15 protein-coding genes are annotated in these 13,561 nt (G+C 66.7%); 9 read left to right on the top strand and 6 right to left on the bottom strand.

The genetic code is table 11. The annotated features are described in order from the left end of the window. The first annotated feature begins 92 nt into the window (after positions 1 to 92). Both AC04PT_RS15595 and AC04PT_RS15590 read left to right on the top strand, forming a co-directional pair. Entirely contained in the window at positions 93 to 881 is a 789-nt protein-coding gene (locus tag AC04PT_RS15595) for an exodeoxyribonuclease III (protein ID WP_482874645.1), read from the top strand. A gap of 11 nt (positions 882 to 892) precedes the next feature. Next, positions 893 to 1,552 carry a DUF924 family protein gene (locus AC04PT_RS15590; protein WP_482874644.1) on the top strand — a complete coding sequence of 220 codons (660 nt, stop codon included), beginning with the start codon at positions 893 to 895 and terminating at the stop codon, positions 1,550 to 1,552. Between the two features lie 65 nt (positions 1,553 to 1,617). Here the strand turns inward: AC04PT_RS15590 and AC04PT_RS15585 are convergent, their stop codons facing one another. Beyond that, positions 1,618 to 2,274: an SGNH/GDSL hydrolase family protein gene (locus tag AC04PT_RS15585; protein WP_482874643.1), complete on the bottom strand. Its 657-nt coding sequence runs from the start codon at positions 2,272 to 2,274 to the stop codon at positions 1,618 to 1,620. A gap of 129 nt (positions 2,275 to 2,403) precedes the next feature. Here AC04PT_RS15585 and AC04PT_RS15580 point away from each other — a divergent pair, with 129 nt between their 5' ends. Genes AC04PT_RS15580 through AC04PT_RS15570 form a run of 3 tightly spaced genes read left to right on the top strand, consistent with a single transcriptional unit; the run spans position 2,404 to position 4,193 of the window. Beyond that, positions 2,404 to 3,330, top strand: coding sequence for a tetratricopeptide repeat protein (locus tag AC04PT_RS15580; RefSeq protein WP_482874642.1), 927 nt, complete (start codon positions 2,404 to 2,406; stop codon positions 3,328 to 3,330). Positions 3,331 to 3,357: 27 nt separating this feature from the next. Then, positions 3,358 to 4,002: an LON peptidase substrate-binding domain-containing protein gene (locus tag AC04PT_RS15575; RefSeq protein ID WP_482874641.1), complete on the top strand. Its 645-nt coding sequence runs from the start codon at positions 3,358 to 3,360 to the stop codon at positions 4,000 to 4,002. Further along, positions 3,999 to 4,193, top strand: coding sequence for a Trm112 family protein (locus tag AC04PT_RS15570; RefSeq protein WP_482874640.1), 195 nt, complete (start codon positions 3,999 to 4,001; stop codon positions 4,191 to 4,193). Before AC04PT_RS15575 ends, AC04PT_RS15570 begins: the two co-directional genes overlap by 4 nt. A 115-nt stretch (positions 4,194 to 4,308) precedes the next feature. Here AC04PT_RS15570 and AC04PT_RS15565 read toward each other — a convergent pair whose 3' ends face one another. From AC04PT_RS15565 to AC04PT_RS15545, 5 genes are all read right to left on the bottom strand, one after another. Continuing rightward, entirely contained in the window at positions 4,309 to 5,094 is a 786-nt protein-coding gene (locus AC04PT_RS15565; RefSeq protein WP_482874639.1) for a LysM peptidoglycan-binding domain-containing protein, read from the bottom strand. Positions 5,095 to 5,113: 19 nt separating this feature from the next. Beyond that, positions 5,114 to 5,740: a rhodanese-like domain-containing protein gene (locus AC04PT_RS15560; RefSeq protein WP_482874638.1), complete on the bottom strand. Its 627-nt coding sequence runs from the start codon at positions 5,738 to 5,740 to the stop codon at positions 5,114 to 5,116. 195 nt (positions 5,741 to 5,935) lie between these two features. Further along, entirely contained in the window at positions 5,936 to 7,210 is a 1,275-nt protein-coding gene (locus AC04PT_RS15555; RefSeq protein WP_482874637.1) for a bifunctional folylpolyglutamate synthase/dihydrofolate synthase, read from the bottom strand. After that, the gene (gene accD, locus AC04PT_RS15550) at positions 7,207 to 8,145 is read right to left on the bottom strand and encodes an acetyl-CoA carboxylase, carboxyltransferase subunit beta (protein WP_482874636.1); all 939 of its coding nucleotides are present in this window, start codon (positions 8,143 to 8,145) and stop codon (positions 7,207 to 7,209) included. The genes AC04PT_RS15555 and accD overlap by 4 nt, the downstream gene beginning before the upstream one ends. 73 nt (positions 8,146 to 8,218) lie before the next feature. Then, positions 8,219 to 9,091: a CPBP family intramembrane glutamic endopeptidase gene (locus AC04PT_RS15545; RefSeq protein ID WP_482874635.1), complete on the bottom strand. Its 873-nt coding sequence runs from the start codon at positions 9,089 to 9,091 to the stop codon at positions 8,219 to 8,221. Positions 9,092 to 9,296: 205 nt separating this feature from the next. Here AC04PT_RS15545 and AC04PT_RS15540 point away from each other — a divergent pair, with 205 nt between their 5' ends. The 4 genes from AC04PT_RS15540 (at position 9,297) to AC04PT_RS15525 (ending at position 13,501) form a co-directional block, all read left to right on the top strand. Then, on the top strand, positions 9,297 to 9,884 hold the full coding sequence (locus AC04PT_RS15540) for a hypothetical protein (protein ID WP_482874634.1): 588 nt from the start codon (positions 9,297 to 9,299) through the stop codon (positions 9,882 to 9,884). A 118-nt stretch (positions 9,885 to 10,002) separates the two neighbouring features. Further along, entirely contained in the window at positions 10,003 to 10,776 is a 774-nt protein-coding gene (locus tag AC04PT_RS15535) for a DUF6478 family protein (RefSeq protein WP_482874633.1), read from the top strand. A gap of 13 nt (positions 10,777 to 10,789) precedes the next feature. After that, a complete protein-coding gene (locus tag AC04PT_RS15530) occupies positions 10,790 to 11,167 on the top strand; it encodes a hypothetical protein (protein WP_482874632.1) in 378 nt (125 codons plus the stop codon). Positions 11,168 to 11,230: 63 nt separating this feature from the next. After that, positions 11,231 to 13,501, top strand: coding sequence for an ABC transporter substrate-binding protein (locus AC04PT_RS15525; RefSeq protein ID WP_482874631.1), 2,271 nt, complete (start codon positions 11,231 to 11,233; stop codon positions 13,499 to 13,501). The last annotated feature ends 60 nt before the right edge of the window (positions 13,502 to 13,561 follow it).

Genomic DNA, 13,561 nt, shown 5'->3' with positions numbered 1-13,561 from the left:
GTTTTGTACAAATTGTACAAAACGCCCGCCCTTGAACCCGGCTGCCGGAAGGGCCATTCTCGCGCCCTGACCTGACCGCCGGAGACCGCTGCATGCCCTTCACCCTCGCCACCTGGAACATCAACTCCGTGCGCCTCCGCGCCGGCCTGGTGGAGCGGCTGCTCACCGACGAAGCCCCGGATATCCTGTGCCTGCAGGAGTGCAAAAGCCCGGTCGACAAGATCCCTCTCGAGACCTTTCAGGCGCTGGGCTACACCCACATGGTCGCGCGCGGACAGAAGGGCTACAACGGCGTCGCCATCCTGTCGAAGCTTCCGATCCGCGACGTCGGAGACCGCGATTTCGCCGCCCTGGGCCATGCCCGCCATGTCGCGGCGGAATTGGATAACGGTCTGACGATCCACAACTTCTATGTCCCGGCCGGCGGGGACAAGCCGGACCGGCAGGTCAATGTCAAGTTCGGCCAGAAGCTCGATTACCTCACCGAGATGCGTGACTGGTTTCACGCCGAGACGCCCAAGAAAAGCATCCTCGTCGGCGATCTCAACATCGCCCCGCGCGAAGATGACGTCTGGGATCACAAGAAGCTGCTGCGCGTCGTCTCGCACACGCCGGTCGAGGTCGAGCACCTCGCCCAGACGCAGGACGCCGGCCACTGGGTCGACATCACCCGCAAGGACATCCCCGACGGCAACCTCTACAGCTGGTGGTCCTACCGCTCGCCCGATTGGGACGCCGCCGACAAGGGCCGCCGGCTCGATCACATCTGGGCCACGCCCGACATCGCAAGTGCCGGACATTCCAGCAGAATTCTGCGCCCGGTGCGGGGCTGGGAGCAGCCATCGGACCACGCGCCGGTCTTTGCCACCTTCGATCTCTGAAAGCCCATTCCATGACCCAGATCTCCGCCGACACCGTTAGCCCCGAGGACATTCTGGCGTTCTGGTTCCCCCCGAACCTCGAAGACAAGGGGCTGAAAGATCACGAGGATTTCTGGTCCAGCCGCATGCGTGGCGGCATGGATCAGGCGATCTGCACCACCATGGCGCAGGTCACCGAGGCCGGCGCGCGCGGGTACTACGACCACTGGGCCGAGACCGCCTATGGCCGGCTTGCGCTTATCCTCGTGCTGGATCAATTCCCGCGCTCGCTCTGGCGCGACACGCCGGCGGCCTTCGGGCAGGACATCAAGTCCAACCTATTGATTTTGCAGGGCGTTCAGAACGGCCACTACGACGCCCTGCGCTGGGCGTGGGAGAAGAACTTCTACATCATCTCGCTCTGTCATTGCGAGGGTCCCGACCACTTGGCGCGAGTGGACATGGCGGTGGAGATGGCCGATGCGCTGACCGCGACCGTCCAAGGGCCTTATGCCGCACGTTACGCTGAGATGAACCAGCAACCGCGCCGGGTGCGTGAGATCATCCGCCGGTTCGGAAGGCACCCGCATCGGAACCCGTTCTACGGTCGGCTGTCCTCGCCGGATGAGGAAGCCTACATCGCCCAAGGCGACTTCCCGCATGTGCGCAAAATCGGGGCCGACGCGGAGTAGAGCGACCCCGCACCGGACCTGATCCGGGACGGCGGATGTCTGTATTACCATGCAACCCCAGGCAGTTAGACGGCCGCATCCCAGCGCATCCCCGTCACCACCTCAGCCAGTGCTTCGCCCAGTATCCGGTGCGCCTCGGGGCCGAAATGCACGCCGTCCACGTCGCTGGTCTCAATCACCGATCCGGCGTCGAAGAAGACCACGCCGCGGGCCTCGGCCTGCTCTTGCAGCGCCGGGGCCAACCCGGGGCCATGCGCCTCGGCCCCGGTGAAGTCAGGGCGGATCGGGCCGAGTTCCTTGACCGGGGGCGGCGCGATCAGCAGCACCTTCATGCCGGGGTGTTGCGGCGCCAGATCACGGTGCAGCGCGATGTCGAGCAAGCCGGCCACGCCCGAAGCGATCCGCGCGGCGCTGGGCTGGAACCGCGTCTTCAGGTCGTTGGTGCCCAGCATAATCGTCAGCAACCGCACCGGCCGGTGCGAGGCCAGCGCGATCTTCAGCCCGTCGCGACCTTCCATATGCGCGCCCATCACGGGGTCGGGAAACTGCGTGGTGCGCCCCGGCAGACCCTCTTCCACCAGATGCCAGCCCGACGGCAGCGCGGCGGCCATGACCGTCGGCCAGCGCGTCTCGGGGCCATAGCGGCCAAGTTCGCCGGGCACCGTGATCGGCGTGGTCCCGTGGGTGTTGCTGTCGCCATAGGTCAGAAGCGTGCGTGTCATCTGTTGGCCTTTCACATCCGTCCTCCGGGATGCTAGATAGCCGTGACGCGCGGGTAAACCGCTGCATTGCGTTGCAAGTGCCGCGGCAGCGCCTAAATGAGGCTGAGCGGACAAGCGAAGGAGCCAGGGATGCTGGAACTCGGACAAGGGCAGAACGGCGGCGCGACAGCCGCGGGCGCCGACATGATCAAGGACGTCGCCGAGGCGGACTTCATGGCCGAGGTGGTCGAAGCCTCGATGCAGGTGCCGGTGATCGTGGACTTCTGGGCGCCGTGGTGCGGCCCGTGCAAGACGCTGGGCCCGATGCTGGAAGACGCCGTGACGGCGGCCAAGGGCGCGGTGCGCATGGCCAAGGTCAACGTCGACGAGGCACAGAACATCGCCGGACAGTTGCGCATCCAGTCGATCCCCACCGTCTATGCATTCTGGCAGGGCCAGCCGATCGACGGCTTCCAAGGCGCGGTGCCGGCGTCCGAGATCAAGGCCTTCGTCGACAAGCTGGTCGAGCAGGGCGGTGGCGATGCCAGCGGCGGGCTGGACGAGGCGATCGCGGCAGCGGAAGAGATGCTGGAGCAGGGCGCGGTGGTGGACGCAGCGCAGACCTTCGCGGCGGTCCTCGGCGAAGAGCCGGCCAACGCCAAGGCCTATGGCGGGCTGGTGCGTGCGCACATCGCGGCGGGTGATCTGGAGCAGGCCGAGGCGGTGCTGAACGGCGCACCGGTAGAGATCTCGCAGGCACCGGAACTGGACGCCGCACATGCCCAGCTTGAGCTGGCCAAGCAGGCCGCAGGCGCGGGGCCGACCGCCGAGCTGCGCGCCAAGGTCGAGGCCGATCCGGCGGACAGCCAGGCGCGGTACGACCTAGCGCAGGCGCTCTATGCCAACGGCGATGCGGCGGGCGCGGTCGACGAGTTGCTCGAAGTGTTTCGCCGCGACCGTGAGTGGAACGACGGGGCCGCGAAGACCCAGCTTTTCACCATCTTCGAGGCGCTGAAACCGAACGATCCGGTGGTGCTGAACGGACGGCGGAAATTGAGCTCGATGATATTTGCCTGATCGGCCGCGAAGGCTAGGTAAGGAGGCATGATCAGCGCCGCAGACCTGCCCGACACGATCCCGGTTTTCCCTTTGCCCGGCGCGCTGCTGCTGCCCCGGTCGCGGTTGCCGCTGCACATCTTCGAGCCGCGCTATCTGGCGATGGTCGAGGATTGCATGAAGACGCCGCAGCGCCTGATCGGAATGGTGCAGCCCAGTCCCGGTCCGGGCAGCGATGACGACCGGTTGCACAGCATCGGCTGTGCCGGTCGGCTGACGCAGTTTTCGGAGACCGAGGACGGGCGGTTCATGGTGACCCTGTCGGGTGTGTCGCGGTTTCGGGTGAAACGCGAGGTCGAGGGGTTTTCGGCCTATCGCCGTTGCGATGTCGACTGGGCCGGGTTCGGCCGCGATCTGGGCCAGATGGAATGTGACGCCGGTTTTGACCGGCCCAGCTTCATGAAGCTGTTGTCGCGCTACTTCGAGGCGCGCGATCTGTCTGCGGATTGGGACACCTTGAGCGACGCCGAGGACGAGTTGCTGATCAATTCTCTGTCGATGCTGCTGGAGTTCGATCCCGAAGACAAGCAGGCGCTGCTGGAGGCGCCTTCGCTGGCGACCCGGCGTGAGACGCTGGTGACACTTATCGAGTTTTCCCTGCGCGGCGGCACGGCCGAGGAGATAATGCAATGAACGACGATCCCCACGCCGCCGATGCCTTTGACCGGCGGATGATCGAGGCGCTGGTCTGCCCCCGGACCCAGACCCGGCTGCGCTATGACGCCGAGCGGCAGGAGCTGGTGTCGGAGAAGGCCAAACTGGCCTTTCCTATCCGCAACGGCATCCCCGTGATGCTGGTGGACGAGGCGCGGCAACTGGACTGACGGACGACGAGTCGAAACGCCCATACAGTAGGTACTGCGCGAAAAAATGGGGTCCCGAAGGACCCCAGTGGCTGCTCGTGGCTTACTGCCCTCTATGTTATCGCGTGTGTCCCGGTCAGAGTGCCGGGATCGTCAGGGTCATTCCGGGCCTCACGGCGCTGGGCGACTGCAGCTTGTGGCGATTGGCCCGGTAGATCAGTTCATAGGCGGTGGTGGTGCCATAGTGGCGCAGGGCGATGCCGGCGAGGCTGTCGCCGGGACGCACGGTATAGATCAACGGCGCATCGGGGGCCGCGGTCGCGTCGGGCAGCGCCGCAACGGCGGCGCTGCGGCTGACACTGGCCTGTGATTTGGGCACCGCGGGTTTCGGCGCCGGTCTGATCTTGGGGGCCGTGGACCGGCTGACCAGCGCATTGAGCCGGGCGGCGGTGTCGGCCACGCCCGCGCCGAGTGCCGGGGCACCGGCGTCCGGTCCGGCGGTTTGAACCCCGGCTTCGGTCAGCAGCGCATCGACATAGACATCGCCGCGGCCCAGATGCACCGCCTGCGTGACCAGCGCCCTGAGCGTCGCGGAGGCCACCTGCGCACGCGGGGTGCCGAGGCCGATCAGAACGCTGTCGGTCAGCGCACGCATTTCATCGGAAGTGCCATTGACGGTCGTGGGCGCGGGCGCTTGCGCGCGGAGGGTGTCGCGGGCGATGGTTCGCGCCAGCATCTGCTGGTCGAACGTGCCCGTGCGCAGATCCGTCGGCAGTGCCCGACGGTCAGTGGCGGAATGCAGCGTGGTGTCGGTGCGTGTGACCTGCGGCGCGGTGGCGAGATCGGGCTCTGCCATCCAGGTGACGATGACCGCACCCATCCCCGAAAGTGCTGCGGCGGCAAGAAGAAAGAGCCGGATCATGATATCCGCCCCTTGCCCATCATCCGGCCTCTGCCACGGTCAGGCCGAGCAGCAGCCAAAGCTGCATGCCGCCACGGTAATAGTGCAGCCGGTCGGCAGGGTAGCCGGTGGCCATCAGATTGCGGATCGCGCGCGGCGCCTGATCGCACCATGGCCCGTTGCAGAACAGCAGCAGGTCCATGGCGTTGGCGAAATCCCATGTCTCGTCGTCGCGCACGGCCCCCAGCGCCGCGAGGATATCGTCACGATAGGGGTTCTCGGGTTCAAGCGTGGTGAAGGGCACGTTGACCGCGCCGGGGATCGAGCCTTTGGCGAACCACTCGGGCAGGCGGCTGTCGAGAAGCAAACCGGTGCCCGCAGCGACATGGGTGTCGATGAAGTCGATCACCTCGATCTCGCCCAGCGTGGCGACGCCGGGCGCGGCGGCGATCGGCGCGATGCAGAACGGCGGGCAGGGGCGCGAGGTCTTGGTGAATTCGCCGCTCAGCCTATGCTCGGTGTCCTGAATGCGCTCGATGACCTGCGTCTGGCCGTTGATCGTGGCGGCGTGGCTGTCGAGCGCGGCGGTGATGCGCACGTCCTGCGCCCATGCCGAATGGCTCACCAGCAGGCCCGAGACAGCCCATACCCACGCACGAAACAACATCTATGTCCCCCGACATCGCGCGCGCCAAATATGGAATAGCAGCAATAATCTTGGCGCCGCGCATATTATTGCTACGAAATATAGCGATATTTGTGCGAATCAGTCAACGGTAAGGTGATTCGATTCGCAATTTCCCTTGCGTAGGCAGGGATGGCCCCCAGTCTGCGCCGCCTTCGGAGCGGAAGGGCGGGGCCGTCAGATGTTTTCGCGCAGGACCGCGCCAGCCAGATAGAGCGAGCCACAGATCAGGATGCGCGCCTGTGGAGTCTTGTCCGCGATCTCCCGCAGGGCGGCACTGACGCTTTCGGCGGTGCCTGCGGTCATACCGGCGGCGCGGGCGGCCTCGGCCGTGGTGTCGGCGGGCAGGGTGTTGGCCTCGCCGGGGATCGACACAGCAGTCAGGCTGTCCGCGACGCGGGACAGTGGGCGCATGAAGCCGCTGACGTCCTTGGTGTTGAGCATGCCGCAGATCAAATGCGTCGGTGCTTGTGGAAGACGGCCGAGATGGGCGGCAAGCGCCTCACCCGCGGCGGCGTTGTGGCCTCCATCAAGCCAGATCTGTGCGTCAGGGGCCAGATCCACCAGCGCCCCTTCGGTAAGACGCTGCATACGACCCGGCCAATACGCGCGGGTGACGGCGGCCTCGCAGGCGCTGTCGTTCATGCCGAGATGGCGCAGGGCGGCAACCGCGGCACCGGCATTGTCGATCTGGTGGATGCCCGGCAGGTTGGGCAGCGGCAGGTCGAGCAGTGCGGTGTCGTCCTGAAAAACCAAGCGGTCCCGTTCTTCCTGAACGTGCCAGTGCTGGCCGCGGGCGATCAGCGGCGCACCCAGCGCGGCGGCGCGGGCTTCGATGACCTCGAGCGCCTCATCAGGTTGCGGGCCGACGACGCAGGGCACGCCGCGCTTGAGGATACCGGCCTTTTCACCCGCGATCTTGGCCAGCGTGTTGCCGAGGAACTGCTCGTGGTCGATCGAGATCGGGGTGATCACGGTCAGCAGCGGGGTGTCGATCACGTTGGTGGCGTCGAGACGGCCGCCGAGGCCAACCTCGAGCAGGGTGTAATCCGCCGGCGTCCGCGCCATGGCAAGGATCGCGGCGCAGGTGGTGATTTCGAAATAGGTGATCGGCTCGCTGCCGTTGGCGGCATAGCATTCGTCGAGGACGTCGGTCAGCGCGTCTTCAGAGATCAGCTCACCCGCCAGCCGGATTCGTTCGTGGAACCGGGCGAGGTGCGGCGAGGTATAGGCATGGACGCGGTGGCCGGCGGCCTCCAGCCCGGCGCGGATCATCGCTTGGGTCGAACCCTTGCCGTTGGTTCCGGCAAGGTGGATCACCGGTGGCAGATCGTTCTGGGGATTGCCCAATGCCTCCAGCAGGCGCCAGACGCGGTCGAGCGTGAGGTCGATGACCTTGGGATGCAGTGCCATCATCCGTTCGAGGATGACGTCCGAGGTGGCGGCGGTCATTTCTTGGCCGCAGCCGGATCATCCGCTTCCGCGGGGGTGGTCACCTCCGACGCGTCCGGCGCCGGCAGGTCGGCGTGAACCGCGGGCGGCAGGCCCATCAGCATCCGGGTGATGGTGATCAGTTCCTCGCGCATCTTCTTGCGCGGGGTGACGCGGTCGAGCATGCCGTGCTCAAGCAGGTATTCGGCGCGCTGAAAGCCTTCGGGCAGCTTCTCGCGGATGGTCTGTTCGATGACGCGTGGCCCGGCGAAGCAGATCAGCGCGTTGGGTTCGGCGATCTGCACGTCGCCCAGCATCGCGTAAGAGGCGGTGACGCCGCCGGTCGTGGGATGGGTCAGCACCACGATATAGGGCAGGCCAGCCTCTTTCAGCATCTGCACGGCGACGGTGGTGCGGGGCATCTGCATGAGGCTGAGGATGCCTTCCTGCATCCGCGCCCCCCCGGCGGCCGAGAAAAGGACCAGCGGGCACTTCGCCTTAACTGCCTGCTCGGCGGCGGCGATGATCGCATTGCCGACGTACATGCCCATCGACCCGCCCATGAAGGAAAAGTCCTGCGCCGCGGCGACGATCGGCGTGCGCCCGATTTCACCATGGGCCACCAACATGGCCTCTTTTTCGCCGGTGTTCTTCTGCGCGGTCTTCAACCGGTCGGGATAGCGCTTCTGATCCTTGAAGTGCAGCGGATCGGTCAGCGGCTCGGGCACCCGCACCTCGCGGAAGATGCCGCCGTCGAACAGCGTCTCGAAACGGTCGCGCGGGCTGATCGGCATATGGTGGCCGCAGCTCGAACAGACGTTGAGGTTTTCCCGGATCTCGCGGTGAAACAGCATGGTCCCGCATTCGCTGCACTTGGTCCACAGATTCTCGGGCACTTCCCTGCGCGAGAAGATCGAGTTGATGCGCGGGCGTACGTAGTTGGTGATCCAGTTCATGGTCCGACCTGTCTTCTGTGGCTTCCGGCAAGCGGTCTGCCCAGCAAATAAGCCGCTGTGGTTGGAATTGCAATCAAACGCGTAGGGCGATGCGGACGGTCAGCCAGGCCAGCGCGATGTGCAGAACCTCCGCCGGCATCAGGGCACGGAGGGCGGCCTCGTCCCCCGGTCCGAACGGCAGCACATAGAGCGCGAGGCCGACCAGCGGTCCGGGCAGGGCGAGCCCGAGGATCGACCAGACGTTCATCGCGAAATGGACGGCGATCGCCGGACCGAGGGTGCCGCTGCGCGCGGTAAGATCGGCCATCGCAAGGCCGAAGAGCACGGCCCAGAGGGCGATGGCGCCAGCGTTGCCGCCATAAACCGCCGGGGCATAGTGCACTGCTCCGAACAGCGCCGAAGGCAGGGCGAGCCAGATCAGCGGATGATGAAAGCGGGCGGCAAGCTGCTGGCCGAGGTAGCCGCGGAAGACGACCTCTTCGCTGGCGGACTGGATCAGCGTGGCGGCAAGGGCGAAGGGCAGGATCAGCAGCCAGCCGGCCAGCCGCCGGGCGGGCAGGGGGGTGTCGGGCAGGGTCAGGACCTGGACGGCCCCGGTAAAGGCGATCAGCATTGCGAGCGGGCCGATCACCCGGCGGAACTGGGTGCGGGCCATCTGCGGGTCGCCGAACAGGGTGCGTGCGGGACGCCGGTGCAGCGTCTTGACCACCAGCGCCGCCGCCCCGGCGATCAGCCCGACCGACAGAAGCCGCACCAAGCCATGCAGCGCGGTGCCGGTCTGCTGCGCCGAGGGCGCGACGGTCAGCACCAATGCGGCAAAGCCCTGCGCCAGCGCCATGTAGAGCGCGAACCCCAGCAGCAGACCGGCGACGGTGCGCCATGCTTCGGGCGTGGCGCGTGCGGGCGCGCTGAACCTGTGTTGCGGGGCGTAGGCGCGGCGTTTCATGTTCGGGACGGTAAAACAGAAACGCCGCAGCGGAAAATGCAAAACCGGCCGCCATAAGGCTTGCGGCAGGTCGTCGGGCGGGTCAACATCACCGGCAACGAAAAGCAAGGTGGAAAGGCGGGGGCAGACGCGGCCCGGCAAGCACATGATGCGACTGAACATTTCCCCTAGGTCATGCAGGTTTGCACTGGCAGGGTCTCTGGGCATGTTGGCGGCCTGCGGTGATACCGGCCCGGGGCTGGGCCTGCTGGAGCGCGGCAGCGGCGGTGGATTGTTTCCGGGATTGTCGGCGCCCGACCTGCCGCCGACGGTGCTGACGCGGGTCACCCTGGCGAACGGCATCAAGGTCGTGGCGCCGGCGGGATGGTGCATCGAGCCGCATTCGCTGAAGGAACGCGGGCGCAGTGGATTTGCGCTGCTTCTGGCCTGCCGAGCCCTGACCGAAGGCGAGCAGGGGCCGCAGGTGGCGCGCGGCGTGCTGACGGTCGCGGTCTCCCCCAGCGAGGCGGCGGCCGAAACGGTGTCTCCGCACGTGCTGGTGGCGGCGGCCGGCGAGGCTGAAGTGCTGTCACAAGACCTAGTGAACGGCGTGGGGCTGATGCACTTGCGCCCGGCTGTGGCCGCGTCCGAGGACGGCCTTGGTGATCCGCACTGGCGCGCCATCATGGTGCATGACGGACGCGCAATTTCGCTGGCGGCCTATGGGCCGGAGGGCGGCGAGATCTCGGGCCGGCCGGGCGCCGACCTGCTGATGCAGCTGGCGCGGGGGATCCGGGGTACTGTAACGGGCTGAGGCGCGAAACGGCCTTGACCCGGACCGGTCAATCGGGCGTTTTTGGATTGGTAAGGGTTCCGGGCAAGACTGCGTGCGGGCAAGACACGTGGCTGACAGACGAACGGACAGGCAGACGATGGCACGGCAGGCAAACGGAATACTCGAGCGGATTGCGCAGCGGTCGTCCCTGCGGCGCTGGGGCGCGGCGGTCAAGGACGCGCGCGAGGCCGATCTTGCGGTGCTCAAGCAACAGCGCAACCAGGCCCGGCGGCTGCGTCACAAGCTTGACGAACTGCTGCATGTGGCCGAGTACCGGCTGGCCCTGCCCGGCATCGGCAACGACGCCATTGCCGCGCCCGACGACAGCGATTGGACGTGGCGGCCGGAACTGTGGCGCGGCCCTTTGCCCGTACCCGGCGCCGCCTCGGTCGAGGCCGGGGTGAACCTGGGCGGCGAGGTGACGTTGTTTCACGACTGCCAGATCTCGGAGTTGACCCTGCGCCAGCTGCGCAACTCCCGCGCTGCCGACCTTGCGCCCTTCGGGCTCAGGATGGATGTGTTCCGCTTTGACGGTTCCTACCTGTCGCTGGCGGTGGACCTGCCCGGATCGGCGGTCGACGGGCTGACCCGCAATCACGTGGTCCGCATGGATTGCATGGTCGAATTCGAAAGCCCGATCGAGATCTTCGCCCGGCTCAACGTCAAGAGCGGCCCCAACACCGAGAAGATCGTGCGCGAACTGCCGTTGAAACAGGGCGAGAAACACGTCGAGTTCGACCTCGCCTATTCCAAGCTGAACGAAAAGCGTATCGACAAGGCCTGGCTGGACCTGATCTTCGAAGGGCCGCAGATGAACCAGGTGGTGCTGCGCGACCTGACCTTCAGCCGCCGTCTGCGCGCGGCAATCTGAAAAGGAGGCCCCAATGTCCGAGCTGACCCTGACCAAGACCGGCTTCTTCGAAGGCGTGTGGGAAGGCTTTCTGACCGACCGTTCGCCCGGCGCCGGCGATCCCGCGATCCGGGTGCTGCATGGTGACCGGCCCGTCGACGGCGTCGACCTGAGCGATGCGGGCGAGCCAGGGCGCTGGAAGGTGCGGTTTCCGATCCCGGCGCGGCTTCTGAGCGAGGGCAGCCACACCTTCGTCTTTTCCGATGCCAGCGACGGTGACGTGCTGGACACCTTCTCGATCATCGTCGGCGAGGCGCTGAGCGACGACATCCGCGCCGAAGTCGACCTGATGCGCGCCGAGCTGGACATGCTGAAACGCGCCTTCCGGCGGCATTGCCGCGAGACCGGGTGACGCGGCGCGCTTGATCGAGGCCGGGGTCGTCGGCTAGGCTGGCCGGGTTTTCAGGAGTCCGCCATGCGCATTCTGGCAATCACCTTGGCGCTTTTGCTTTCCGCCGTCCCGGCAAGCGCGGCGAAGCTTGCCTTTGTGCTGGGCAATGCGGGCTATGCGGAACTGACCGACCTGCAGAACACCCATGCCGACGCGCAGGCCTATGCCGAGGCCTTTGGCGGGCTGGGCTACGAGGTTTCGCACCACGAAGACCTGTCGCTTGACGCCACGCTGGGGGCGCTCGACCGCTTTTTGACCACGGTCGCGCCGGGGGACGAGGTCGTGGTGGTCTATTCCGGGCATGGCTGGAGCGACGGCGCCACCAACTATCTGATCCCCGTGGACGCGCCCAAACAGGGCAGCGACCGCATCCTCAAGCGCCGCTCGGTGGCGCTGCGCAATGGGCTGAACGGCGTGCTGGACGAACTGGAGGCCGCGGGCGCCATCCTGACCGTCGCCATCATCGACGCCTGCCGCAACAACCCCTTCGACCCGCCCGCCGGGCGCAAGAGCTTCGGCATGAGCCGCGGGCTGGCGCCGGTGAAGGCCGCCACCGGCACCTTCGTGATCTTCTCGGCCGGTGAGGGACAGGAGGCGCTGGACCGTCTGCCCGACGATCCCCCCGGTACGCGGCTGTCGGTCTTCACCCGCACCTTTCTGCCGCATCTGACGCGCGGCATCTTCCTTGAGGACGCAATCAGCCAGGCCCAGGTCGAGACCGCGACACTGGCGCTGACGCTCGAGGGGCATCTGCAGCACCCGGCCTATTACGATCAGACGCTGGGCGACACCTGCCTGTCCGGCGATTGCCGGGCGCCGGGCGGCGGCCAGCCGCAGGCGCTGGCGATCTGCACGCTGCTTTACGACGAGGCCAAGGGCGATCCGAGCTGCTTTGCCTTTGACGGGTTCTTGGCGCAATGCCCCGCGCATCCCTTTGCCGGCAATGCCGCCGCCTATCTGCGGCGCAACTGCGATGCCGGACCCGCCGGGCAGACCGCCATGCTGGACGCCGAGCCTCAGTCCGAGCCGGGTGAAGTCCAGGAATACTCAGAGGAAGTACTTGACGCTATCGCTAAGGCCCTTGAGAAAGACGCGCCGGAACAAGCCGAAACCGTTTTTTCGGAGTCCATGCTGTACGAGAGCGGCCGCAAGAAACCTGACTATTCGAACGCTCCCGACGTCGTGCGCATCGGCGCGCTGCTTGGCTTCACCGGCCCGATCGAGACGCTCACCGGCGCCATGGGCGATGCCATCGACGCCGCCGCCGCCGAGGCCAGCGCCGCGGGCAACTTCCTCGGCGGGGCGCGGGTCGAGGTGCGGCGCGGCGACAGCACGTGCGTTGACATGGCCGCCGCCGTCGCCGCCGCCGGAGAGCTGATCGACCGCGACGGTGTCAGCGGGATCGTGGGTGCCGATTGCTCGGGCGTGAGCCAGGCGGTGCTGGACAAGGTCGCCAGCAAGCGCGGGATGGTGATGATCTCGCCCTCGGCCACGTCGCCGGCGCTGACCGGCGCCTCGGACGACAAGCTGTTCTATCGCGTCGCACCTTCGGACGCGCGCTTCGGCACGCTTCTGGCCGAGGTGCTGATGGACCGGGACATCAGAAGCGTCGCGGTAACCTATGTGGACAACGACTATGGTGAGGGTCAGAGACAGGCCTTCGAAGAGGCTTACCGTGCGGCGGGCGGGCAGATCGCCGTGAGCCTTGCACATCCGGATGGCACGTCGGACCCCGGCGGCGTGGTCGACCGGCTGGTGGCCTCGGGTGCACCGGAGCTTGTGGTGCTGGGCTACGCTGACATGGCAGGCGGCGCGATCCTGGGCGAGGCCGCGCGCCGCAAGGCCTTTGACCGCTACCACCTGGGCGACGGGCTTTTCTCTCCGGCGCTGCTGGACAAGGTCGGGTCGGGGCTCGACGGGTCGCTGCTGCTGACCCCGACGTCCTTCGACGCGGGACGCGACGGTTTTCGCGCGACGGCAGGCGCGACGCTTCTGGAAAGCGTCTTTGCCGCGGAATCCTACGACGCTGCGGCGGTGCTTCTGCTGGCGATGCAGGCGGCGGGCTCGGTCGATCCGGCGGACTACAAGGCCTATATCGAGGACGTGGCCAACGCGCCGGGGCTGCGCATTCTGCCCGGCGACCTGAAGACCGCCTTCCGCATCCTCGCCGAGGGCGGGCAGGTGGATTATGCCGGCGCCTCGAACGTCGAGTTCCTTGAAGGCGGCGACGCGCGGGGGCTGTTCCGGGAATCGATGGTGTCGGACGGGCGGTTTGAAGCCGTGCAATACCGCTGACCCGCCGCAGCAACGCCATCGCAAATCCGTGACCCCACGTTTCGCGTGACAAACCGCGCG

The sequence above is a fragment of the Litorisediminivivens sp. KMU-197 genome (genome assembly GCF_056858395.1).
Note: the sequence above shows the minus strand (reverse complement) of the source record. Positions and strands in the feature narration are given on the sequence as shown.

Excerpts from the sequence above, each read along its gene's own strand:
- AC04PT_RS15595 (WP_482874645.1), top strand. The coding sequence starts at position 93 with ATGCCCTTCACCCTCGCCACCTGGAACATCAACTCCGTGCGCCTCCGC.
- AC04PT_RS15590 (WP_482874644.1), top strand. The coding sequence starts at position 893 with ATGACCCAGATCTCCGCCGACACCGTTAGCCCCGAGGACATTCTGGCG.
- AC04PT_RS15585 (WP_482874643.1), bottom strand. The coding sequence starts at position 2,274 with ATGACACGCACGCTTCTGACCTATGGCGACAGCAACACCCACGGGACC.
- AC04PT_RS15580 (WP_482874642.1), top strand. The coding sequence starts at position 2,404 with ATGCTGGAACTCGGACAAGGGCAGAACGGCGGCGCGACAGCCGCGGGC.
- AC04PT_RS15575 (WP_482874641.1), top strand. The coding sequence starts at position 3,358 with ATGATCAGCGCCGCAGACCTGCCCGACACGATCCCGGTTTTCCCTTTG.
- AC04PT_RS15570 (WP_482874640.1), top strand. The coding sequence starts at position 3,999 with ATGAACGACGATCCCCACGCCGCCGATGCCTTTGACCGGCGGATGATC.
- AC04PT_RS15565 (WP_482874639.1), bottom strand. The coding sequence starts at position 5,094 with ATGATCCGGCTCTTTCTTCTTGCCGCCGCAGCACTTTCGGGGATGGGT.
- AC04PT_RS15560 (WP_482874638.1), bottom strand. The coding sequence starts at position 5,740 with ATGTTGTTTCGTGCGTGGGTATGGGCTGTCTCGGGCCTGCTGGTGAGC.
- AC04PT_RS15555 (WP_482874637.1), bottom strand. The coding sequence starts at position 7,210 with ATGACCGCCGCCACCTCGGACGTCATCCTCGAACGGATGATGGCACTG.
- accD (WP_482874636.1), bottom strand. The coding sequence starts at position 8,145 with ATGAACTGGATCACCAACTACGTACGCCCGCGCATCAACTCGATCTTC.
- AC04PT_RS15545 (WP_482874635.1), bottom strand. The coding sequence starts at position 9,091 with ATGAAACGCCGCGCCTACGCCCCGCAACACAGGTTCAGCGCGCCCGCA.
- AC04PT_RS15540 (WP_482874634.1), top strand. The coding sequence starts at position 9,297 with ATGTTGGCGGCCTGCGGTGATACCGGCCCGGGGCTGGGCCTGCTGGAG.
- AC04PT_RS15535 (WP_482874633.1), top strand. The coding sequence starts at position 10,003 with ATGGCACGGCAGGCAAACGGAATACTCGAGCGGATTGCGCAGCGGTCG.
- AC04PT_RS15530 (WP_482874632.1), top strand. The coding sequence starts at position 10,790 with ATGTCCGAGCTGACCCTGACCAAGACCGGCTTCTTCGAAGGCGTGTGG.
- AC04PT_RS15525 (WP_482874631.1), top strand. The coding sequence starts at position 11,231 with ATGCGCATTCTGGCAATCACCTTGGCGCTTTTGCTTTCCGCCGTCCCG.